Annotated in this window: 16 protein-coding genes; 9 read left to right on the plus strand and 7 right to left on the minus strand. The window is 69.0% G+C overall.

From position 1 onward, the window contains the following. Positions 1 to 14: 14 nt before the first annotated feature. The 5 genes from ABT313_RS41270 (at position 15) to ABT313_RS41290 (ending at position 5,559) form a co-directional block, all read left to right on the plus strand. Positions 15 to 1,058 carry a phosphodiester glycosidase family protein gene (locus ABT313_RS41270; RefSeq protein ID WP_350865972.1) on the plus strand — a complete coding sequence of 348 codons (1,044 nt, stop codon included), beginning with the start codon at positions 15 to 17 and terminating at the stop codon, positions 1,056 to 1,058. After that, the gene (locus ABT313_RS41275) at positions 1,055 to 1,954 is read left to right on the plus strand and encodes a decaprenyl-phosphate phosphoribosyltransferase (RefSeq protein ID WP_350865973.1); all 900 of its coding nucleotides are present in this window, start codon (positions 1,055 to 1,057) and stop codon (positions 1,952 to 1,954) included. The genes ABT313_RS41270 and ABT313_RS41275 overlap by 4 nt, the downstream gene beginning before the upstream one ends. A 47-nt stretch (positions 1,955 to 2,001) precedes the next feature. Next, positions 2,002 to 3,201, plus strand: coding sequence for a serine/threonine-protein kinase (locus ABT313_RS41280; RefSeq protein WP_350865975.1), 1,200 nt, complete (start codon positions 2,002 to 2,004; stop codon positions 3,199 to 3,201). 145 nt (positions 3,202 to 3,346) lie between these two features. After that, positions 3,347 to 4,123: a phytanoyl-CoA dioxygenase family protein gene (locus ABT313_RS41285; RefSeq protein WP_350865976.1), complete on the plus strand. Its 777-nt coding sequence runs from the start codon at positions 3,347 to 3,349 to the stop codon at positions 4,121 to 4,123. A 224-nt stretch (positions 4,124 to 4,347) separates the two neighbouring features. Further along, positions 4,348 to 5,559, plus strand: a complete 1,212-nt coding sequence (locus ABT313_RS41290) for an epoxide hydrolase family protein (protein WP_350865978.1) — start codon at positions 4,348 to 4,350, stop codon at positions 5,557 to 5,559. Here ABT313_RS41290 and ABT313_RS41295 read toward each other — a convergent pair. Next, the gene (locus ABT313_RS41295; RefSeq protein ID WP_350865980.1) at positions 5,539 to 8,307 is read right to left on the minus strand and encodes a helix-turn-helix transcriptional regulator; all 2,769 of its coding nucleotides are present in this window, start codon (positions 8,305 to 8,307) and stop codon (positions 5,539 to 5,541) included. The genes ABT313_RS41290 and ABT313_RS41295 overlap by 21 nt on opposite strands. Positions 8,308 to 8,481: 174 nt before the next feature. On the opposite strand from ABT313_RS41295, the gene ABT313_RS41300 reads away from it, so the two are divergent. From ABT313_RS41300 to ABT313_RS41310, 3 genes are all read left to right on the plus strand, one after another. Then, positions 8,482 to 11,247, plus strand: coding sequence for a helix-turn-helix transcriptional regulator (locus ABT313_RS41300; RefSeq protein ID WP_350865982.1), 2,766 nt, complete (start codon positions 8,482 to 8,484; stop codon positions 11,245 to 11,247). Positions 11,248 to 11,266: 19 nt separating this feature from the next. Next, positions 11,267 to 12,205 carry an NAD-dependent epimerase/dehydratase family protein gene (locus ABT313_RS41305; RefSeq protein WP_350865984.1) on the plus strand — a complete coding sequence of 313 codons (939 nt, stop codon included), beginning with the start codon at positions 11,267 to 11,269 and terminating at the stop codon, positions 12,203 to 12,205. An 87-nt stretch (positions 12,206 to 12,292) separates the two neighbouring features. After that, entirely contained in the window at positions 12,293 to 13,183 is an 891-nt protein-coding gene (locus tag ABT313_RS41310; RefSeq protein ID WP_350865986.1) for an enoyl-CoA hydratase/isomerase family protein, read from the plus strand. A gap of 5 nt (positions 13,184 to 13,188) precedes the next feature. Here the strand turns inward: ABT313_RS41310 and ABT313_RS41315 are convergent, their stop codons facing one another. The 6 genes from ABT313_RS41315 to ABT313_RS41340 are packed head-to-tail and all read right to left on the minus strand — an operon-like array spanning position 13,189 to position 19,121. After that, complete coding sequence (locus ABT313_RS41315) at positions 13,189 to 13,998, minus strand: ABC transporter ATP-binding protein (protein WP_350865988.1); 810 nt, start codon at positions 13,996 to 13,998, stop codon at positions 13,189 to 13,191. A gap of 10 nt (positions 13,999 to 14,008) precedes the next feature. Further along, positions 14,009 to 15,034: a FecCD family ABC transporter permease gene (locus ABT313_RS41320; protein WP_350865990.1), complete on the minus strand. Its 1,026-nt coding sequence runs from the start codon at positions 15,032 to 15,034 to the stop codon at positions 14,009 to 14,011. After that, positions 15,031 to 16,095 (minus strand): FecCD family ABC transporter permease, encoded by a 1,065-nt coding sequence (locus ABT313_RS41325; RefSeq protein WP_350865992.1) that lies wholly within the window; start codon positions 16,093 to 16,095, stop codon positions 15,031 to 15,033. Before ABT313_RS41325 ends, ABT313_RS41320 begins: the two co-directional genes overlap by 4 nt. A 1-nt stretch (position 16,096) precedes the next feature. Further along, entirely contained in the window at positions 16,097 to 17,116 is a 1,020-nt protein-coding gene (locus tag ABT313_RS41330) for an ABC transporter substrate-binding protein (protein WP_350865994.1), read from the minus strand. Between the two features lie 5 nt (positions 17,117 to 17,121). Continuing rightward, positions 17,122 to 17,994: a PHB depolymerase family esterase gene (locus ABT313_RS41335; RefSeq protein WP_350865996.1), complete on the minus strand. Its 873-nt coding sequence runs from the start codon at positions 17,992 to 17,994 to the stop codon at positions 17,122 to 17,124. Beyond that, positions 17,991 to 19,121, minus strand: coding sequence for a C45 family autoproteolytic acyltransferase/hydrolase (locus ABT313_RS41340; RefSeq protein WP_350865998.1), 1,131 nt, complete (start codon positions 19,119 to 19,121; stop codon positions 17,991 to 17,993). Before ABT313_RS41340 ends, ABT313_RS41335 begins: the two co-directional genes overlap by 4 nt. 114 nt (positions 19,122 to 19,235) lie before the next feature. On the opposite strand from ABT313_RS41340, the gene ABT313_RS41345 reads away from it, so the two are divergent. Continuing rightward, positions 19,236 to 20,933 (plus strand): amidohydrolase, encoded by a 1,698-nt coding sequence (locus ABT313_RS41345; protein ID WP_350865999.1) that lies wholly within the window; start codon positions 19,236 to 19,238, stop codon positions 20,931 to 20,933. Positions 20,934 to 20,954: the final 21 nt, after the last annotated feature.

The following is a 20,954-nucleotide window of genomic DNA, read 5'->3' on the forward strand; positions in this document are numbered from 1 at the left end:
CCTTGCTGCTGGTCGTGCCTGCTGTGTCTTACGTGCAGGCGCTTCTGTATCCGGGGAGCGCGAGCTTCTCCGTCCGCACGGTCGAGTGGTTCCGGGACCACGGCGGCGGGAAACTGATCGACACCGTCGAGACCTGGAAGTACTCCCACCAGCAGCCGCCCGCCGTCGGTGCGCCCATCGACACCACCGGGCCGAGCATCGTTCCTGTTGCCGGCCACCCGCGTCCGAGCGTGGCTGCCGTGCGGCCGCTGCCCGGTGTCACCCCGCTCCCGCGCGAAGGCGCCTGGACCGTGGCTCGCCAGTCCAAGTCCGGTACGCCGTTGCTCTGGACGAGCTGGTTCCGCGCCGACCCTGCGCACCTCCCGGTCACGGCCGCGGCCGCACTGCTGCCGCGGGACACGTACCGGCTGCACCTGATGCCCGGGACCCGGGAGCCTCTGGTCGGGATGGCCTCGCCGAACGGCTTCTCGGTTCCCACCGCGGACCGCGCCGCTCTCGAGGCGACGTTCAACGCCGGGTTCAAGATGAAGGACTCGCACGGCGGGTGGTGGACGGCCGGGATCGCGGCGGTGCCGCTGGTCGACGGCCGGGCCTCGGTCGCCATCCTCCGCGACGGTTCGGCGCGGATCGGCTCCTGGAACCGAACGTTGCGAATGGCATCGAACGTCGTCGCGGTCCGGCAGAACCTCGATCCGGTGATCGTGGACGGGCACATCGTCGCCGGGTTGACGACGAATGCGAACGGGCGTTGGGGGACCGTGCGCAGCCAGTTCCAGTACACCTGGCGGTCCGGTCTCGGAACCGATGCCCAGGGCAACCTGATCTATGTCGCCGGCAACAAGCTGACGCTGGCCACGCTGGCCGCGGCGATGCGCCGGGCGGGGATCGTCCAGGGGATGGAGCTCGACATCCACGCCGCGATGGTCAGCTTCGCCATCGAACGGCCCGGACCGCACGGCTCCGTTTCCTCCGAACGTCTGCTCGACTCGATGAACTCTCCGTCCGATCGCTACCTGGTCGACGACCAGCGTGACTTCTTCTATGTGACTGTGAAATGACGGACCTGCGGACAGACGTCGTATCGCGGGAGCCGCCGGCGCGGGCCTTGCTGCGGTTGAGCCGGCCGCAGCAGTGGCACAAGGCGCTGATGCTGTTCGCGGCCCCGGCGGCGGCCGGAGCACTCGAGGCCCCGGTCCTGGTCGCGCGGGCCGCGGTCGCCGCGGCCGGTTTCTTGTTGCTCTCGATCGCGATCTACGCCTTCAACGACATCCGTGACGCGCCGGACGACCGACGCCATCCACGAAAGCAACTGCGGCCCGTGGCGTCCGGCTCGCTGAGTCCGGCTGTCGCGGCAGTGTTCGGGCTCAGTGCGGCCTTGCTCGGCCTGGCTGTCACGAGTCTGTTGGGCTGGCCCACGATGGGGCTCGGGCTCGCCTATCTGGTCGCGCAAGTGCTGTACGTGATCGGCCTGAAGCACGTTGCGGTGGTCGATCTGATCATCGTCGCCTCGGGTTTCGTACTGCGCGCCGCGGCCGGCGGCACCGCGACCGGTCTTCCTGTCTCGCACTGGTTCTTGCTCGTCTCGCTCTTCGGCGCGATGTTCCTGGTCACCGGCAAGCGCAAGGCCGAGCACCTCCGGGCCGGGAACGCGGTCAGCCGGCCGGTGCTCGCGGCGTACCCCGCGTCCTGGCTGGACCAGGTGATGACGGTGGCGCTCCTCGGCTCAGCCCTGTCGTACGGCATGTGGGCCTTCCAGTACCTCGGCGGCGACGCGTACCGCGAACTCCTCGCCCTGTCCTTCCTGCCGTTCTTCACCGGCCTCCTCCGCTACGGACTCCTCGTCTCCACCGGCCGCGGCGAACAGCCGGAACATGAGCTCTTCCACGACCGCGTCCTCCTGATCGCCGGCCTGACCTGGGCACTTGTCGTCGGCGCCGGCCTGTACGCCGCCTGAGACGACTCGTCCGAGCCTGCGAGATTCGCTGTGGGTACCGGGCTTCGGTGAGGAGAACAGGGGAGCTGGTCGCGCGCAGGTACCGGATCGGCGCGGTCATCGGGCGTGGCGGGATGGGGGAGGTATATCGGGCGCGGGATCTTGTGCTGGGCCGCGAGGTTGCCGTGAAGGTGATGTTGCCGGTGGCGGGGACGCTGGCCGCGTCGGAGCGGTTTCTGCGGGAGGCGCGGGCGATCGCGCGGCTGTCGGATCCGCATGTGGTGGCTGCCTACGACTTCGGTGAGTACGAGGACTGTTTCTATCTCGCGATGGAGCTGGTCGACGGGCACACGGTGGGGGAGGAGCTCCGGTGTTCGGGACCGCTCGAGCCCGAGCGGGCCGAGTCGCTCGTCCGTCAGGCGGCGATCGGTCTTGCGGCTGCTCACCGTGACGGGGTTGTGCATCGTGACATCAAGCCGGACAACTTGTTGCTCACCTGCGACGGGTCGGTCAAGGTCGCGGACTTCGGCATCGTCCGGTTCCTCGACGAGGTGGCCACGACGTTGACCGCGGCCGGGCAGCTCGTCGGGACCAGTCACTTCATGTCGCCGGAGCGCGCCCAGGGCAGGCCCGCTGAGCCTCCGTCCGACATCTACGCGCTCGGATGCGTGTTCTACCAACTTGTGACCGGACATCCGCCGTTCATGGGTGAGAACCCGGCGAGCGTCATGTTCCAGCACGTCCAGGGTGAGCCGGCGCCGCCGAGCGAGGTACGGCGTGATCTGCCGCCCGAGGTCGATGCGCTGATCCTTTGGATGCTCGCCAAGGACCCGGCCCGCCGCCCGACCGCCGCCGAACTCGCGCAAGGTGCCATGCCGCCGACCACCACGGTCGAGCCGGCTCCAGTTCGTCATCCGCCGGCTCCGGTACGTCGGAAGCCCGCGATTGTCGGCGCCGTCGCGGCCACACTGCTGGCTGTCTGCGCCGCCGTCGGCACCATTCTCGCCACCAGATCACCGGTGGCCCCGGCAACCGACAACCTTGCCCCCAGCAAGAACACCCCGACCGCTGTTCCGCCCTCGCCGTCCGCGCCCCGGACCCCGGACCGAACCACGACGGTCCGCGTCCGGCCCTCCGCCCCGCCCGGGACCACGAAGCCGCCCCGAGCCACGAAGCCGCCCCGGCAAGCACGAACGACCCCGGCCCAGCCGAACCACCACGGCAAACCGGACAAGCCCGGGCCGAAGCCGAAGAAGCCCAAGCCCTGAGGGACGTCGCTGGTCGTCCGCGACGTCCACGACGTGAGAATCGGGTGACATGCGCGCGCGATCCCGGGGTAAGGATGCAGTCTGGGTGCTCGGTGTGATGCCAGATCCGAGGCGCCGACAACTACATCAAGAAGAGGGCAGAGCGATGCTTGATCCCGTCGTGGACAAAGGTCAGCTGACCGAGACTGACCGCTTCATCTTCGAGTCGTGGGGCTACTTCCTGATTCCCGGCGTCCTGACCAAGGACGAGGCTGCCGAGGCGTACGACGTCTCGCAGCGTCTGCATCAGAGCCGCGACCGCGAGTTCGGCCAGCTCGGGCGGACCTACGAGAGCGAGCCGGTGCTGGAGCGGTTGATCGATCATCCTGACGTGCTTCCGAAGGTGCAGGGGCTGCTCGGCGATCGATTCGTCCTGCAGGCCGGCTGGAACACCATGCAACCCGCGCACGGCGGGAACGGCGGCTGGCACCAGGACGGGTCCTCCGCGTTCGACTTCAAGGACCTGGGGTACCCCGTCCCGCTGATCCAGCTCCGCGTCTCGTACCTGCTCACCGACCAGACCAAGCCCGGTATGGGCAACATGGAGCTGATTCCCGGCAGCCACCGCTCGCGGGTGCCGCTGCCCGACTCGATCCGCAAGAACAAGGAGGACGTCGCGATCGGCCATGTCGTCTGTGCCGAGGCCGGCGCCGCCTTGGTCTTCCACAACGGCGTCTGGCACCGGACCTTCCGCCACGACGGCGACTACGACCGCTTCACGACCCACTACGTCTACAGCCCGCCGTGGGTCCGCCCGGCCGACCGCCTCAGCAACGACCCCGAGTTCCTGGAGCGCACCACGCCGCTGCGGCGCGCCCTGATGGGCGAGTTCGCCCGCCCCGACGCCCCCTTCGGCGCCAACTACGACCCACTGCCGATCTGACCCGATGCTGATCTGACCCACGGACCGGCCTCCCACGTCCGGAGGCCGGTCCGTCGGCGGTGGCGGTGAGCGGACCCGGGGCGGCGTACGAACCCGGGGTTCTTGCGGGCGCGACGCGGCCGGGAGTGGCGCAGGCTCGGTGGCGTCAGCAACCGCATCAGGCGCCGGACGTCACTGGGACCGGGGATCCGCGCTGCCTGGGATCGCCGCGCCGAGGAGGCGTCATGAGTACCACCATCGAGACCACGACCGAAGTCCAGCCGTTCCAGATCGACATCCCGCAGGAGCGCATCGACGACCTGCGCCGCCGGATCGCGGCGATGCGCTGGCCCGCGCAGGAGCTGGTCGCCGACCGGTCGCAGGGTGTCCAGCAGGCGACGCTCCAGGCGGTCGCCGGCTACTGGAAGGACGATTACGACTGGCGCCGGTGCGAGGCCAGGCTGAACGCGCTGCCGCAGTTCACCACCGAGATCGACGGGATCGAGATCCATTTCATCCATGTCCGGTCGCGGCACGAGGACGCGTTGCCGATGATCATGACGCACGGCTGGCCGGGTTCGGTCATCGAGCTGCTCGACACGATCGGGCCGCTCACCGATCCGACTGCGCACGGCGGCAGCGCCGAGGACGCATTCCATCTGGTCCTGCCGTCGCTGCCCGGATACGGCTTCTCGAGCGCGCCCACCGAGCTCGGCTGGGAGAACGGCCCCATCGCACAGGCGTGGGCGAAGCTGATGGCCCGCCTCGGATATTCGCGGTACGTCGCCCAGGGCGGCGACGTCGGCGCCGCGGTCACCGACGCGATGGGCCGCCACGGGGTCGAAGGGCTGGTCGGCATCCACGTCAACCTGCTCGCGACGGCGTTAGGCGTCGTCGACCTGCTGCCGGCGGAATCCGAGGCGGAACGCGCCGCGCATGCCGCCCTCAAGACCTTCACGACCGACGGCTTCGGGTACTTCGTGGAGCAGTCCACGCGACCGCAGACCATCGGTTACTCGCTGGTGGACTCGCCCCTCGGCCTGGCCGCCTGGATGCTCGACCATGACACAGACAGCTACTACAAGATCTCCCGGGCCTTCGTCGACGGCGTACCGACCGGCAATCTGACCCGGGAGAGCGTCGTCGACAACATCACTCTGTACTGGCTGACGGGCACCGGCTCCTCTGCGGCCCGCTGGTACTGGGAGTTCGGACGGTTCCTGGCTGCGGCCGCCGCGGCCGGCCACGCCCCGCCACCGGTGCAGGTCCCGGTCGCGTGTACGACGTTCCCCGGCGAGATCTGGGCCGCCCCGCGGAGCTGGGCCGAGACGGTCTATCCCGGCCTGGCCTACTTCAACCAAGTCGACAGCGGCGGGCACTTCGCCGCCTGGGAGGAGCCGGAGCTGTTCGCGGCCGAGATGCGCGCCGCGTTCAGGTCACTGCGCCAGGGGTCGTGACACCGAGCGTCGTACCTGGCGCCGAGTGCTGACGCCGAGCTTGGTGAAGATCTTGTGCAGGTGCCATTCGACCGTGCGGGGGCTGATGAACAACGCGGCGCCGATCTCGTTGTTCGTCAGCCCTTCCGCCACGAGCCGGGCGATATGGGCTTCCTGGGTGCTGAGGTCTGCGGACGTCTCGGCGGAGCGCTGGGAGACCGACTCACCGGTCGCCCGGAGTTCCTTGCGGGCGCGGTCGGCGAAGCCGTCGACGCCCAGCGCGCTCAAGTTCTCGTAGGCGGTCCGGAGCTGCCCGCGTGCGTCGGTACGACGGTCCTCGCGTCGCAGCCACTCGCCGTACCGCAGGTGTGCTCGCGCGTGCTCGACCCGAAGGGTTGTCCGGCTCAGCCGCTCGATTTCCTCGCGGTAGTAGTCCTCGGCCGCGGTGTCGGTGGCGAGAAGTGCTCGACGGCCCGCGAGTACGCCGAGCGCGGCCTCGGTCCCGCTGGCTTCGGCGAAGGACGCGAGCTGCTCCAGCGCCGCGGCGGCCTCGGCCGTGTGCCCGCTGTGTACGCCGGCTTCGACCAGCTCGCCCAGTGCCCATTTGGGCGGCCCGAGCTCGAGTGGGGAGGCAGCGCCGGTGCGCGCTGCTTCGAGGGCCTCGTCGTACCGGCCGAGGCTGTTGCACATGATCGCCTGGAACCAGCTGATCATGTTCAGCCCGACGCCCTCGCCGCGCACGGTGATCTCGTCGTGGATCTGCTTGAACTGGGCTTCTGCCACCGTCGCGCGTCCGCGGATCGCGTTCAGGCTCACCTCGCCGTACGGGATCATCGCGTTCTGTCCGCCGGTGACGTCGGCGACCCATTCCGCTTCCGCGACCAGTGCCTCGGCCTCGGCGAGGTCGCCGCTGTAGAGGTCGTAGATGATCCGGCTGTTGATCGCCACCGGCAGCACGCTGAGTGCGCCGATGGTGCGGATCGCCTCCAGGTGCCGCTGGGTGAGGATGCCCCAGTTGACGTCGTCCCATTGGTCCGTCGCGACGCAGGCCGCGAGCCAGGCGAACCGGACGGCCTCGTCCATGGTCAGTTCGTCCCGTCCGAAGGCACTGACTGTTTCGCGCAGGCCAGGGGCGGCTGCGGCGTACGCATCGGTGTAGAGGACGGAGACGCCGTGCAGCAGGAGTTCGGACTTGGTCGGCGCTTCCGGCAGCCGCACTTGGCGCATAGCCTCGGCCACCTGACTCATCCCGATGTCGGGACCGGCGGCGAGCCGGCCGGCGAACATGGCTGCCGCCAGGGCATCCAGATAGGTCTCCCGTGCGAGCGTCGGTTCGGTCGGTTCCAAGCGCCTCGCAGCGGCAAGCAGCAAGGGCAGCGCCTTGTTGCCGTGCTCGGAGTAGTGCGAGATCTGGGCTTGCTGGAGCTGAACCCGCGCGGCCTCGGCTTCGGACAGCGGCCCGGCCTGTGCGGTCGCGAGCAGGGCCAGCGCCTGGTCGAAGGAACCGGCGGTCGCCTTGACCTGGGCGGCGGCCAGCGAGCGTTGCGCGCGGCGTTGTGGATCAGGCGTCAGGTACGCAGCGGACTCCATGAATGCTGCCGCGGCGGCGATTCCGCCACGTCCGAGCGCACGCTCGGCAGATTGATCGAGCTCGGCGGCGACGCTCTCGTCCGGCGCCGCTGCGGCCCGAGCGCGGTGCCACGCCCGCAGGTCGGGCGCCTCCTGCGGATCCGTCACCTCGGCAAGTGCCTCATGCGCCGTACGGCGTTCCTCCGGCGACGCGGCGCGGTACACGGTCGAACGCACCAGCGGATGGCGGAATTCGACCTGGTGACGCAGCTCGAGCAGATCCACCGTCGCGGCCGTTGCCAACGCATCGTCTCCGAGGCCAAGCCGCTGGGCGGCGCGGCGCAGGACGTCCACGTCACCGGCGGGCTCGGCAGCGGCCAGCAGGAACACGGTGCGCGTTTGCGGCGCAAGCGCCTCGAGTTGGCGCTGGAAGCCTGCCTCCAGGCGGCCGACGAGCGACGGCTCGAGTACAGCGTCGACGGTAGGCCCGAAGGCGAGCTCGGTAGCGGAGACCTGGCGCGGCAGTTCGAGCAGCGCGAGCGGATTGCCGTGAGCTTCGGCCAGGACCCGGTCGCGGACCTGGTTGTCGAGCGCGACGCTCATCGCAGAGTCCAGGAGCGCGGCTGCCTCCTCGGCCGGGAGGCCCGCGAGTGTCAGCTCCGGCAGTCCCGTCAGCCTGGGCGCCTGGTCCGTCGTACGAACCGCGAAGACCATCGCGATCGGTTCCGCCCGGAGCCGGCGGGCGACGAACTCGAGCGTTTGCACGGAGGCTTGATCGAGCCACTGAGCGTCATCGACGACACACAGCAGCGGCTCCTTGTCGGCCGCGTCGGCCAGCAGGTTCAGTACGGCGAGCCCGACCACGAAGGGGTCCGGTCGGCTACCCGTCTGGATCCCGAACGTCGTGGTCAGGGCATCGCGTTGGGGTGCCGGCAACTCGTCCAACCGATCGAGGAAGGGTGCGCACAGCTGGTGCAGGCTCGCGAACGGGAGTTCCATCTCGGACTGCACGCCCGCTGCCCGGATCACCCGCGAAGCGGTGACTTCGTCGACCACCAACTGGAGCAAGGCTGTCTTGCCGATACCGGCCTCGCCGCGAAGTACCAGCACCTGGCTCCGGCCGGCCCGGGCCTGCGCCACTAGCTGGCGTAGCGTGTCGCGCTCGCTGACCCGCCCGCGCAAGCCTGGCCAATTCACCATGGCGACCCGTCCCGGAACATGCCTGTCCCAGTTGCTGGGACCGCTCGAATCACTTTTGCACCGTCGTTCCGGTCGGGCAACAGCTCTGCGGATGGTTTCGGCGATGCGTGCACCCGCCGCCGTTGCCTGGCGAATGTCTCGGTGGGAACGTGAGGGGAAGCGGTTGGAGGAGACGTGTCGCCCGCAGCGAACAGCCGGCCGGGTCTGCGTGGCCGGCGCGGTGAGTGCGAGCGGCTGGCGGGCCTGGTCCAGTCGGCCCGATCGGGTCGCAGCGCAGTACTGGTCGTGCGCGGCGAGCCCGGTATCGGCAAGAGCGCCCTGCTCGACTTCGTCGAGGATGCCGCTACAGACGGCCGGGTCCTCCGGGTGGCCGGTGTCGAGTCCGAGATGGAGCTGGCCTTCGCCGGTCTGCACCAGTTGTGCGAGCCGCTGCTCGCCGGGATCGGGAGGCTGCCGGCACCGCAGGCAAACGCTCTGGGTACGGCGTTCGGGCTGCGTGCCGGCAGCCGTCCGGACCGGTCCCTGATCGGACTCGCCACTCTGACCTTGATGTCCGAGCGGGCGAGCGAGGAACCGCTGGTTTGCCTCGTCGACGATGCGCAGTGGCTCGATCACGCCTCGGCGCACGCACTCACCTTCGTCGCACGCCGGTTGGCAGCCGAAGCCGTCGTTCTGGTTCTCGCGGGGAGGACGAGCAGCGAGCACCAGAGCTGGGCCGGGCTACCGGAACTGACGCTGCGTGGACTACCTGATGAGGACGCGGAGGCACTGCTCCAGTCCGCGTTGACCGGGCCGCTGGACGAGCGGGTACGACGCCGCATCCTCGCCGAAGCCCGTGGAAACCCGTTGGCGTTGCTGGAATTGCCGCATTGGCTGACGACAGCCGAACTGACCTTCGGCCCTTACCCGGCGCAGCCGCATGCGCTGACGAGTCGCATGGAGCAAGGATTCCTGCGCAGATTGGAGCCGTTGCCGGACGACTCGAGACTTCTCCTCCTGACGGCCGCCGCGGAGCCGCTCGGTGACGTCAGCCTGCTCTGGCGTGCGGCCGCGCAGCTGGGCATCGGCAGGGACGCCGCCGGCCCGACCGAAGAGGCCGGTCTGCTGGAACTCCGCGACACGGTTCGGTTCCGGCATTCGATGGTCCGGTCGGTTGCCTATCGGTCTGCCGGAGCCCTGGAGCGGCAGACTGTGCACCGCGCGCTCGCGGAAGTGACGGATCCCGATCTCGACCCCGACCGTCGTGCCTGGCACCAAGCACAGGCTGCGACCGGCCCCGACGAAACCGTGGCCGCGGAACTCGAGCGTTGCGCGGACCGCGCGCAGGCCCACGGCGGACTTGCCGCGGCTGCAGCTTTTCTGGAGTCCGCCGCACTGCTGACGCCCGATGCCGCAACCAGAGCCGAACGGTTGCTGAGCGCAACCGAGGCGATGTTCCACGCAGGCACCTTCGAAGCGGCACAGAAACTGCTCACGGTCGCCGAACATCGTTCCCTGACCGCGTTGCAGCGCGCCCGGGTCGACGTACTCCGGGCCCAGATCGGATTCGCGTCCTACCGGGGCAACCGGGATCTGCCACACCTGCTGGCGGCGGCTCGCCGTCTGGAGCCGCTCGACGCGGAGCGCGCGCTCGACACGTATCTCGACGCATTGACCGCAGCGCTGTTCGCCGGACGACTAGCTTCTCGCCCGGGGCCGTCCGACGTGGCGCAGGCGGCGCGCCGGGCGCCGTCGTCCGCTGCGCGGCTGCGGCGCGGGGACGTGCTGTTGCACGGTGTCGCAGTACTTTTCGCCGAAGGCTATCCGGCCGCGGCACCGCTGCTGAGACGAGCGACCGAGGTGTTCGACAGTAGTGAGCTGACGCTGGAAGAGGGCGTCCGGTTCATGTGGCTGGCAGCTGTTGCGGCCTCCGATCTCTGGGACGAGAACGCCTGGGATCGGCTGACCAGTCGGCACCTGACGATCGTCCGCGAGGCCGGGGCGCTGAGTGCATTGCCGCTCGCGTTGAACGCGCGCGCCTTCGTCGATCTGTTCACCGGCGACCTGGCTGCTGCGGCCGACCGGGTCCAGGAGATCAGCGCGGTCAGCGAAGCAGCCGAGAGCAGGATGTCGCCGTACGCCGCTCTCGGTCTAGCGGCCTTCCGGGGCCGTGAAGACCAGGCCGCACAGCTGTTTGCTGCCTCGCTGCGGCAGGTCGAGGCGCGTGGTGAGGGGATGGCGGTCTCGGTGACGAAGTGGGCCGAGGCGATGCTGTGCAACGGGCTCGGCCGGTACGAGGAAGCGTTTGCCGCCGCGCGCGAAGCGGCTGCGTTCCCCGCGGAGATGGCGGTGTCGAACTGGGGGTTGGTCGAGCTGATCGAGGCAGCCGTGCGGACCGGTGATCGGCCCGCGGCAGCCGCTGCCTTCGAGCTGCTCTCGGAGATGACGCAGGCCAGCGGCACCGATTGGGCGCTGGGAGTGGCTGCCCGCTCCGAGGCCCAGCTGTACGACGGAACGAAGGCAGAGGACCTGTACCGGCAGGCCACAGACAGGTTGGAGCGCACGGCTGTCCGTACCGAGCTGGCTCGTGCCCGGCTGCTCTACGGCGAGTGGCTGCGGCGCGAGGGGCGACGTGTCGAGTCGCGTGAGCAGTTGCGCGCGGCGTACGACGCGTCGGCCGAGATGGGCATGCTCGCGTTCTGCGAGCGAGCCCGGCGAGAGCTGATCGCGACCGGCGAGTCGGCGCGGAAGCGGACGTCGGCGACGGCTCACGACCTGACCGCGCAGGAGCTGCACATCGCTCGGCTGGCGATTCAGGGCTTGTCGAATCCGGAGATCGGGGCCGAGCTGTTCCTCAGCCCGCGCACGGTCGAATGGCATATGCGCAAGGTGTTCACGAAGCTCGGCATCAGCGCACGCAAGCAGTTGCGCGAGGTGCTCGAGACCACCCAGCTCGTCTGAACGAGGCAAGGAGACGAAGATGCGGGTTTTCGTCGCGGGAGGCACCGGGGTGATCGGCCGGCCTCTCGTCAAGGCGCTGGTCGCGCGGGGCCACGAGGTGACGGCCAGTACGACGCGGGCCGGCGGTGTCGCGGTCGTCGAGGGACTCGGTGCGCAGCCGGTGATCATGGACGGCCAGGACGAGTCGGCGGTCCGTCGAGCAATCGTCGACGCCAAGCCCGAGGTGGTCGTCAACCAGATGACGTCACTGTCTGCTCCGTCCGCCGATTACGCTACCTGGCTCGCAGTGACGAACCGTCTGCGGAACGAGGGCACGGCAGCTGTGATGACCGCGGCTGCGGAGGCCGGAAGCCGGCGCGTGCTCTCGCAGAGCGGCGCCTACATGACCGAGCCCGGGAACGGCTCGACGGACGAGTCCTCGCCGTTGTATCTGGACGGTCCGGGACCGATCGGCGTACACGTCCGCGCCAGCGCCGCAGGCGAGGAGAAGGTGCTCACCACACCTGGAGTCGAGGGGATCGTGCTTCGCTACGGTTTCTTCTACGGGCCGGGTACGGCGCTGGGGCCCGACGGCGACTGGGCGAACGCGGTCCGGGCCGGCGAACTCCCGATCGTCGGAGGCGGCGACGGCCGGTACCCGTTCATCCACGTGGACGACGCCGTTGCGGCCACGCTGCTGGCGGTCGACCACGGGGAGACCGGCATCTACAACATCGTGGACGACGAACCGGCCCGGGCGGCCGAGTGGATCCCGTACCTGGCCGAGCTCCTGGACGCACCGACACCTGGCCGGGTGCCGGAGCCGGAGGCGGCGGAACGGTACGGCGTACAGACCGTGTACTACGGCAATAAGTTGCCCGCAGCAAGCAATGCCAAGCTGAGGATGACGTTGGGGATGGATCTCGCGTATCCCACCTGGCGGGCCGGGTTCCGGGCGGTGTTCGGAGTCAGGTCATGAGCTGACAGCGACCGAACCAGGGAATTTCACTGGCGCGAACGAGCCCGGGGGAGGCGCAGGCTGGGCGCGGAGCCCTCTGGAGGAACCGTGAGCAGCGAGGCAGATCTGGCGGCGGTGACGGGTCAGCCGACCGACCCGGCGCAGTTCCTCGTCGACGAGGTTTCGCCGTCGTACTGGCGAGTCGTCTTCCGCAACGGGCCGATCAACCTGCTGGACGCGGATTCGATCGAGCAGCTGGCCGACCTGGTCACCCGGATCGAGGATGCGCCGGCGCTCACGGTGGTCGTGTTCGGCAGCTCCAACCCGGACTACTTCATGGCGCACCGGGATCTGCGGGCCGACCGTGCGCGGGTGGTCTCGATGCCGGCCGGGCCGACTGGGCTGCACCCGTACGTCGATGATCTGGTCCGGCTGAGCAAGGTCCCGGCGGTGACGATCTGCTCGATCCGGGGCCGGGTGCGGGGCGCCGGCAGCGAGTTCGTGCTCGCCACCGACGTGAGGTTCGCGGGGGACCGGGCCGTCCTGGGACAGTGCGAAGTCGGCCTCGGGGCAGTGCCCGGGGGCGGTGCGATGGCGAGGCTCGCCCGGCTGGTCGGACGCGGGCGCGCAGCGGAGATCCTGTTGGGGGCGGACGACGTACCGGCCGCGCTGGCCGAGCGGTACGGGTACGTCAACCGGGTGCTGCCGGACGCCGGGCTGGACGCGTTCGTCGACGCGTTCGCGCGACGGATCGCGGGTTTCGACAAGACGGCGATCGCCGAGACCAAGGCACTGCTCGACCTCGCGTCGCTGCCTCCGGACGACGAGTTCGCGCCCGGTCTCGTCGCCTTCTTCCGGACGTCCGGCCGCCCCGAGAACGCGATCCGGATCAGGTACTTGCTGGACCACGGCCTGCAATCCGCAACCGGCGTCGAACTGAACCTCGGCCGCGAACTCGGCAACCTCCCGGAATCAACCACCACCTGGCTGAACAGCTGACAGGTTCAGCAGTTCGCCAGTGTTATCCGGTTACGGAGCCCGGCGCGGAGGGGGATGCACATTGGTTTGCCGCTGACCGGGTGAGGCACGACCTTGGACTCCACGCCGAAGACGTCACGGATGATGTCGGCCGTGAAGACATCCTCCGGGGAGCCTTCGGTGATGAGTGTGCCGGACTTCATCACGAACACATGGTCGGCGTACTCCGCGGCCATATTGAAGTCGTGTAGCACCATCGCCACGGTCTTGCCCTGCTCCTGGTTCAGCTGGTGCAGCAGGTCCAGGACCTCGAGCTGATAGGCGACGTCGAGGTACGTCGTGGGCTCGTCGAGCAGGATCAGGTCAGTGCCCTGGGCCAGACACAGCGCGATCCACACCCGCTGCCGCTGTCCACCGGACAGTTGGTCGACGTGCTGGTGACGCAACTCGGCGGTGCTGGTCACGGTCATTGCCCACTCGACCGCCTCCTTGTCGGCCGCGCTGGGCACCTTCAGCGAGGTGCGGTGCGGGTGCCGGCCGAACCAGACCAGGTCCTCGACCGAGATCGACTCGGGCGTGACCAGCACCTGCGGCAGGATCGCCAGCAGCCGGGCCACCTCCTTGGTCGAGGTGTCGTGGATCGACTTGCCGTCCAGGATCACGCTGCCCTTGGCCGGCGGCAGCAGCCGGGCCAGAGCCCGTAACGCCGTGCTCTTCCCGGAGCCGTTCGGTCCGATCAGCACGCTGACCTTGCCGTCCGGGATGGTGAGCGTCAGATCGCGTGCGATGACGTGCTGGTCATAGGCGAGCTGGACGCCCTGGGCCTGCAGACGCATGGTGGGTCTCCTACTTTCCGGTCTTCACGAGCAGGTACAGGAAGTACGGACCGCCGATGACCGCGGTCACCAGGCCGGCCGGGATCTCGAGTGGCGGCGCGAGGCCACGGCCGAGCATGTCGGCGAACAGCATCAGCAGGACCCCGAAGAGAGCCGCCGAGGGGAGCGACGCGAGGTGCCGGCCGCCGAAGATACGGCGGGCCATGTGCGGGGCGATCAACCCGATGAATCCGATCGTCCCGGACACCGCGACGGCCGACGATGCGAGTGCCACCGCGAACAGCAGGAGCAGCCGCCGCGTCTTCTCGACCGGTTCGCCGAGTCCGGCGGCCAGGTCGTCGCCTAGCCCGAGTACGTCGAGCCTGCGGGACCACACCAGGATCAGCGGCACCAACACCACGACCCACGGCAGGATCTCGTACACAGAGCTCATCGACCGACCGAACAGACTTCCGGTCAGCCAGATCAGCGCCGCACTGACATCCAGCGGATTCCGAACCAGCAGGAACCGGATGCCGGCCTCGAACGCCGCGCTCACCGCGACACCGACGAGCGCGATCCGCACCGGAGTCGCACCGCGCCGGTAGGCCAGCAAATACACCAGCCCCGCAGCCAGCATGCCGCCGACGAACGCCGCGGGTACGACGGCGAGCACGGGTACGCCGGGGATCGCGAGCAGCAGCAACATGCCCGCGAAGCCCGCACCCTTGGTGACACCAACGACGTCGGGAGCGGCCAGCGGGTTGCGGATGACTCCCTGCATCACCCCGCCGGACACGGCCAACGCCGTACCGACGAGCCAAGCGAGCAGCACCCGTGGCAGCTGGAAGTCGACCACGATCTGGGCGGCTTGATCGGTCGTGTTGCCCGTGACCGCGTTGAACACGTCGTGCATCGAGACGTCGGTCGCGCCGACGCTGAGGCTGTAGAAGCTGAGCACGACGGCCAGCGCGCCGAGCGATCCCACGACGACTCGTGGATACCGCTGGGCGGCAGTGCTCCGGCGGACATGTTGCGCGACGATCGCCGTACTCACGATGCAGTCACTTTCTGTCGACGGGCCAGGTACACGAAGATCGGTGCGCCGATGAGCGCGGTCACCACACCGGCGGGGACCTCGTACGGCGGTTTGACGTAGCGGGACAGCAGGTCGGCGTACAGCACGAGCACACTCCCGGCGGCCGCGCACAGCGGAAGCAGCACGGTGTAGTTGGAGCCGGTCAGTCGTCGCACGATGTGCGGCACGATCAGGCCGATGAACGCGACCGGACCGGCGACAGAGACGGCCGCACCGGACAACACGACGACGAGGGCCGAGCCGAGCAACCGGGTCCGTTCGACGTTCTGGCCGAGACCGCGCGCCATGTCGTCGCCGAGGGCGAGCAGGTTGAGCGAGCGGGACATCGAGAACGCGCCGGCCAGTCCGACGACGAGCCAGGGGAGCAGGTTGCGGATGTCGCCCCAGGCGGCGAAGTTGACGCCGCCGACCAGCCAGAACAGCACACTGTCCGCGGAGTTCTCATCGAAGATGATCAGCACCTGGGTCAGCGAGATCAGCAGGCTGCTCGCGGTCACGCCGGCCAGGGCCAGGCGGACCGGGCTCACCCGCCCGCGGCCCGACCCGGCCAGCAGCATCACCGACACGCCGGCCGCGGCCGCACCGCCGAACGCGAGCAGAATCGTGGGCGCGCCGGACAGCGACGGTACGACGGTCACCGCGAGCACGACCACGAACACCGCACCGGCGTTGACGCCCATGATCTCGGGCGCTGCCAGCGGGTTCGCCGCGACGGCCTGCATCAGGGCGCCGGCCACTGCCAGCGCGGCGCCGACCAGCAGCGCCAGCACGATCCTCGGCATCCGGATCGACTGCAGGATCAACTCGTCCGGCTCGTCGGCCTTGAAGATTGCCCCGGGCAACCGTGAGAGCGAGATGTGCTGACTGCCGATGGACAGGCCCCAGACGACGCCGATCACGAGCAGGGCCAGCAGGACCAGGGTCACCCAGGTGACCCGCTGTTTGCTGGTGACGATCTTCGGCCGCCGGTGCACGGCAGCCTCGGTGGGTCCGGGCGCGATCCCGGTCGACTGGGTCATGTCAGTTCCCGTAGAGGTTCTTGACGGCTTCCTGGGCGATCAGCTCCGAGGCGACCAGTCCACGCGACCGCGACCAGACGTTCTGGTCGACCTTGTACGTCGCGTTGTCCTTGACCGCCGGGATCTGTTTCCAGAGCGGACTCTTCTCCCACGTGTCGGCCAGCGTGTCCCCGGTCTGGCCGGCGATGAACATGATGTCCGGCTTGGTGCTCACCACCGTCTCCAGCGTCAGCGAGACCGTCGCGTCACCGCTGTCGTCGGCGAGCGGCGACTTGATGCCGAGCAGGGCAAGTACGCCGGGGGTGTAGGCCTTCGGCGGGAACCCGGTGAACTCCTTGTCGGACGACACCGCGAACAGCGCCTTGCGGGTCTCACCGGACTTCGCCTTGGCCTTCAGGTCGGACAGGATCTTGTCGTGCTCGGCCAGCCGGGCCTTCATCTGGTCGCACTTGTTCAGCGCGATCGCCGCGGACATCTCGCTGTCCATCACCTGCTGGTAGTTGCCGTTGAGGCTGGCGTAGGCGACGGTCGGCGCGACCTTCGACAGCTGGGCGTAGATCGCCTTGTGCCGTCCGCTGTCGGCCAGGATCAGGTCGGGCTTCAGAGCGGTGAGGACCTGGATGTTCGGGGTTGCTCGCAGGCCGACCGACGTGTACTTGCCGACCTTCTCCTTCAGGCCGGGAATGATCCGCTCCGGCTTGTCGTCGTCGGCGACGCCGACCGGCGCCATCCCCACCGCGACCAGCGCGTCGACGAACGAGAACTCCAGTGCGACGACCCGCTTCGGAGTACCGGTGATCGTGGTCGTGCCCAGGTCGTGCTTGATCGTCCTGGTCTCTTTGCCGCACTGCTCGAGATTGAGATCCGAACTGATCCCCTGCGCGGCCGCGGCCCGGTTCGCGTTCGGTGCGTCGCCGGTGGCCGGCGACGCGGACGTGCCGCACCCGGCCAGGCCGACCGCCGCGACGGTCAGGGTGAGGAGGGCGAGTGACCGCCGCAGCCTCGAAGCGGTGTTGGACATGGCAATCACTCCTGGGGTCGAAGAGGCGTTACAGACAAGGGGCGGTGAATCGCGGACCGGGACCGCAGCAGCCCGGCGAAGAAGCCCCGGACGGCCGGGAGGATCAAGGAGCCGCGGTGCGCGACGCCGGGGACCAGCTCGAACCGGACGTCGATGCCCTGGGCAAGGAAGTCGCGTTCGAGCGTGCGCAGGCGCTCGATCCGCGTCCGGCCGGTCCTCTCGACGCCGTCCATCCAGTTGTTCTCGCCCGGATTGTCGATCTCCCAGGTCTCGACGTCGTTGTCACCGACAACCATCAGGATCGGCACCCGGCGCAGCGACTCGAGATCGACCGAGCGGCCGAAGCGCTGCTGGAGATCCTTGGTGCCGAGCCACCAGGGGAGGCGGTCGTCGAGCTGGGTGATCCGGCCGGGAGCGCCGATCGAGACGCCGGCCAGCCGCTCCGGATGGAGATAGAGGAAACGGTGGGCGAACTGGCCGCCGCCGGAGAATCCGTGCAGATAGAAGACATCCGGGTCGATCGGGTACCGGCGGCTGACCTCGTCGACCATCGCGAGCAGCGCACGGTCGTACCGGATGCCCTGGTACTCGATGAACTTGAAGTTGTGCAGATCGTCGGGATCGATGATCCCGGCCGGGAACAGCGGCGCCAGGACGACGACCTGGTGCTCGTCGGCGAACCCGGCCATATGGTCGCGGTACAGCGACGCGTTGCGTTCAGTGCCGTGCTGCATGACGAGCAGTGGTGCCCGGTCGGTGGGCAGGTTCTCCGGCACGTAGAGGCAGTAGCCGAGCCGCTGGTCGTACTGCGACGCGAAGATCGGGGTCTTGCCCCGCGCGAAGTGGGCCGAGGTCGGCCGGGTCCGATGCTCGATCATGACCGGACCTCGTCGTACAGGTTGAACGGGACGAGTTCGTACTTGTTCTCGCAGGGAGATCCCGCGGCGACGTAGTACTCGCCGGTGGTGAGGTCGACGCAGCTGGACAACGTGGTCGACCACTGCTCGACGGCGGGAAGCCGCTCGTCCGGGTGCGCGCAGAGCGAGTCGGGGTGTCCGAGATGGTCCGACATCGCCGCGTGGATAGTGTCGCGGACGTCGGCCGACGTGGTCGCCGAGGCTGCGTTCACCAGGCCCCGGCGGGCGCGTGGCACCCGGATCAACGAGTCGGGTGAGATCAGCCGGCCAGAGCTGCCGACCTCCCGCGGGCTCAGCACCTGGTAGTGGTTGCCGTGGACAAGCAAGCCGTTCTCGCCGTACTCCCAGCCGTGGCCACCCGGTGTGGTCTCCAGGTCGATGGAGAACCCGTCTCGGTGGGTCAGCAGGGCGTTGCTCGGGATATGCGCGTCGGTCGAGGTGAGGATCTTGACCGCGTCGGCGATGTTCGGAGCGTCGAGGACCGCGCGGCGGATGACCGTCTGCGGCATCCCGGTCGCGTCGCCGAAACGCCCGCCGAGGCCGTTCGCGTTCAGCGCGAGGCCGGCGGAGTTCGCGCCGTGGCGGCCGATCTGCCCGGCCTCGACCTGCAGGATCAGCGTCGGCTTCGGCGGTTGCACGATCCGCAGGATGACGACGGTTCCGCGGATCGCCTCGCGCCAGTCCCAGTTCTGGCCGGCGTACACATGCCCGTCGCCGGCTGCGCCATCGATCAAGGAGAACGACGTACAGCCGTCGGTGTCTGCGCGGGCCGTGGACTCGGGGAACCAGTTGTCGTAGATGATCTCGCCGCGGCAGTTGAGCGCGAGGATCTCCGCGAGCGTGACGCCGGCGCCGTCGGCGATCCCGGCCGTCTCTGCGAGCAGCTCGGGGTGGTCCCGCTCGACGAGGCGCTGCCACGGCCGGGTGTGCTCGAGCACCTGGTCCCAGCTCAGACCGGCCTGATGCGCGAAAGCCTCCCGGTAGTAGGCGATGGCGTCGGCGATCAGATCTGCCGCGGCAGCGCCGTACTGACGGCCACGGTCCTGGGCGGACGGGCCGGCTATCTCGATGACTCGGGGACTCGGCACGCGGTCTCCTTTGGTGAACAGTCTTGGTCAGTGAGAGAACATTGACGCAATACTGTAACGACTATTACGGTCTGTCCAGACCTTACGGACAACGGATCTGAGGAGCCACTCCGGATGACCACCCCAAAGTCCCTGCCTGACCCCGTCGACCTCGTCGTGTACGGCGGGACTGTGTGGACCGCCGATCCGCAGCGACCGACCGCTTCCGCGTTCGCGGTCGCGGGGGACCGCATCGTCCGTGTCGGCGACGACGCCGAGATCCTGCAACTCGCAGGCGAGGACACCGAGGTGCTCGATCTGGCCGGCCGGATGGTGTGCCCGGGGTTCATCGACGCGCACACGCACTTCGAGAACGCTGTCGACTGGTACTTCCAGGTTGCGCTGACCGACGTCAACGACCAGGCCCGCCTCGAGGAACGCGTCGCGGCCACGGCCGCGCGACTGACGCCTGGCGTCTGGATCACCGGGGGAGACCTCGGGGACTTTGCCTCGACCCGCGGCGACGCCACGCTGCTCGAGCCGGACCTAACCGCGATCGATGCGCTCACGCCGGACAACCCGCTGCTGATCCGCCGCGCCGACCACCAGTACTTCGCGAACTCCAAGGCCCTCGGCGTCGCGAACATCGAGCCTGGTACGCCGGATCCGCGCGGCGGCCGGTTCGGCCGGGACGCAGGCGGCGAGCTGACGGGGATGCTCCACGGGCAGGCCGGTGAGTTCGTGCACCGGCTGGTCACCCCGATGTCGCTGGAGCAGAAGCTGCTCGGTGCGCGCGGCGTGATGGCCGGACTCAACGCGGTCGGGATCACGTCGATCCACGACATCGCGCGGCTGCCGGCGGTGACCGAGGAGACGATCCCGCCGGTTTTCCTCGAGCGGAGCTTCTCGAACGTACAGATCTTCCGGAGTCTCGCGGACCGCGGTGAGCTGTCGGTCCGCGTGTACGCGTTCCTCCCGCTCGACACGCACGACCGACTGGCCGGGCACGGCATCACGCCGACGACGGGAGACGACTGGCTGCACTTCGGTGCGCTCAAGATCTTCGTCGACAGCGGTGCGATGCTCCCGCCGTTCGACCCTGCGGACGCACCGGGCACGGGGCTGACCGACGGGTGGTCGTACCGGTTCGTCGGTGAGGAACGATTGGCCGAGCTGGTGCTGGCGGGTGACGCTGCCGGGTTCGACATCGGCGTCCACGTCCAGGGCGACCGCGGCTGCCGGATCGCGATCGATGCCTTCGAGCGGGCGGCGCAGCTGAACGAGCCGCGCGACCGGCGGCATCGACTCATCCATGCCTGGCATCTCGCGGCCGACGACTTCGCCCGTGCCGGCAAGCTCGGGCTGGTCGCCGACGTCACCCCGGACCAGTTCCTGCTCTACTCGACGAACCTCGACCGGGCGATCGGCCCGGACCGCGCGGCGAACGCGTTCGCCTGGCGCCGGATGATCGACAGCGACGTCACCGTCAACCTGGTCTCGGACCTTCCCGGCGCGTTCAACAAATCGCACGTCGCCGAGTTCGATCCGCTGCGCAACATGTACGCCGCGATCACCCGCACGGCCGCCTCAACCCAGGCCAGTCCGTTCCACCCCGACCAGGCGCTCACCGTCGACGAGGCCCTGCTCGCCTACACCGCGAACCCGGCGTACGCCGCCCACGAGGAGGACGTGAAAGGAAGCCTCACACCCGGCAAACTCGCCGACTTCGTCGTCCTCAGCGAGAACATCCGCACCGGCGACCCCGAAACTCTGCTCCGAGCACGAGTCGAGCGCACATACCTCGGCGGCCGCCTCATCCACCCCGCCACCTGACCCCCCGCCGCCGTGGCGGGG

The sequence above is a fragment of the Kribbella sp. NPDC000426 genome (assembly GCF_040300265.1).
Classification (GTDB): domain Bacteria; phylum Actinomycetota; class Actinomycetes; order Propionibacteriales; family Kribbellaceae; genus Kribbella.

Coding starts and splice junctions, on each gene's coding strand:
- ABT313_RS41325 (WP_350865992.1), bottom strand. CDS start 16,095: ATGACCCAGTCGACCGGGATCGCGCCCGGACCCACCGAGGCTGCCGTG.
- ABT313_RS41330 (WP_350865994.1), bottom strand. CDS start 17,116: ATGTCCAACACCGCTTCGAGGCTGCGGCGGTCACTCGCCCTCCTCACC.
- ABT313_RS41295 (WP_350865980.1), bottom strand. CDS start 8,307: ATGGTGAATTGGCCAGGCTTGCGCGGGCGGGTCAGCGAGCGCGACACG.
- ABT313_RS41305 (WP_350865984.1), top strand. CDS start 11,267: ATGCGGGTTTTCGTCGCGGGAGGCACCGGGGTGATCGGCCGGCCTCTC.
- ABT313_RS41315 (WP_350865988.1), bottom strand. CDS start 13,998: ATGCGTCTGCAGGCCCAGGGCGTCCAGCTCGCCTATGACCAGCACGTC.
- ABT313_RS41285 (WP_350865976.1), top strand. CDS start 3,347: ATGCTTGATCCCGTCGTGGACAAAGGTCAGCTGACCGAGACTGACCGC.
- ABT313_RS41290 (WP_350865978.1), top strand. CDS start 4,348: ATGAGTACCACCATCGAGACCACGACCGAAGTCCAGCCGTTCCAGATC.
- ABT313_RS41335 (WP_350865996.1), bottom strand. CDS start 17,994: ATGATCGAGCATCGGACCCGGCCGACCTCGGCCCACTTCGCGCGGGGC.
- ABT313_RS41275 (WP_350865973.1), top strand. CDS start 1,055: ATGACGGACCTGCGGACAGACGTCGTATCGCGGGAGCCGCCGGCGCGG.
- ABT313_RS41345 (WP_350865999.1), top strand. CDS start 19,236: ATGACCACCCCAAAGTCCCTGCCTGACCCCGTCGACCTCGTCGTGTAC.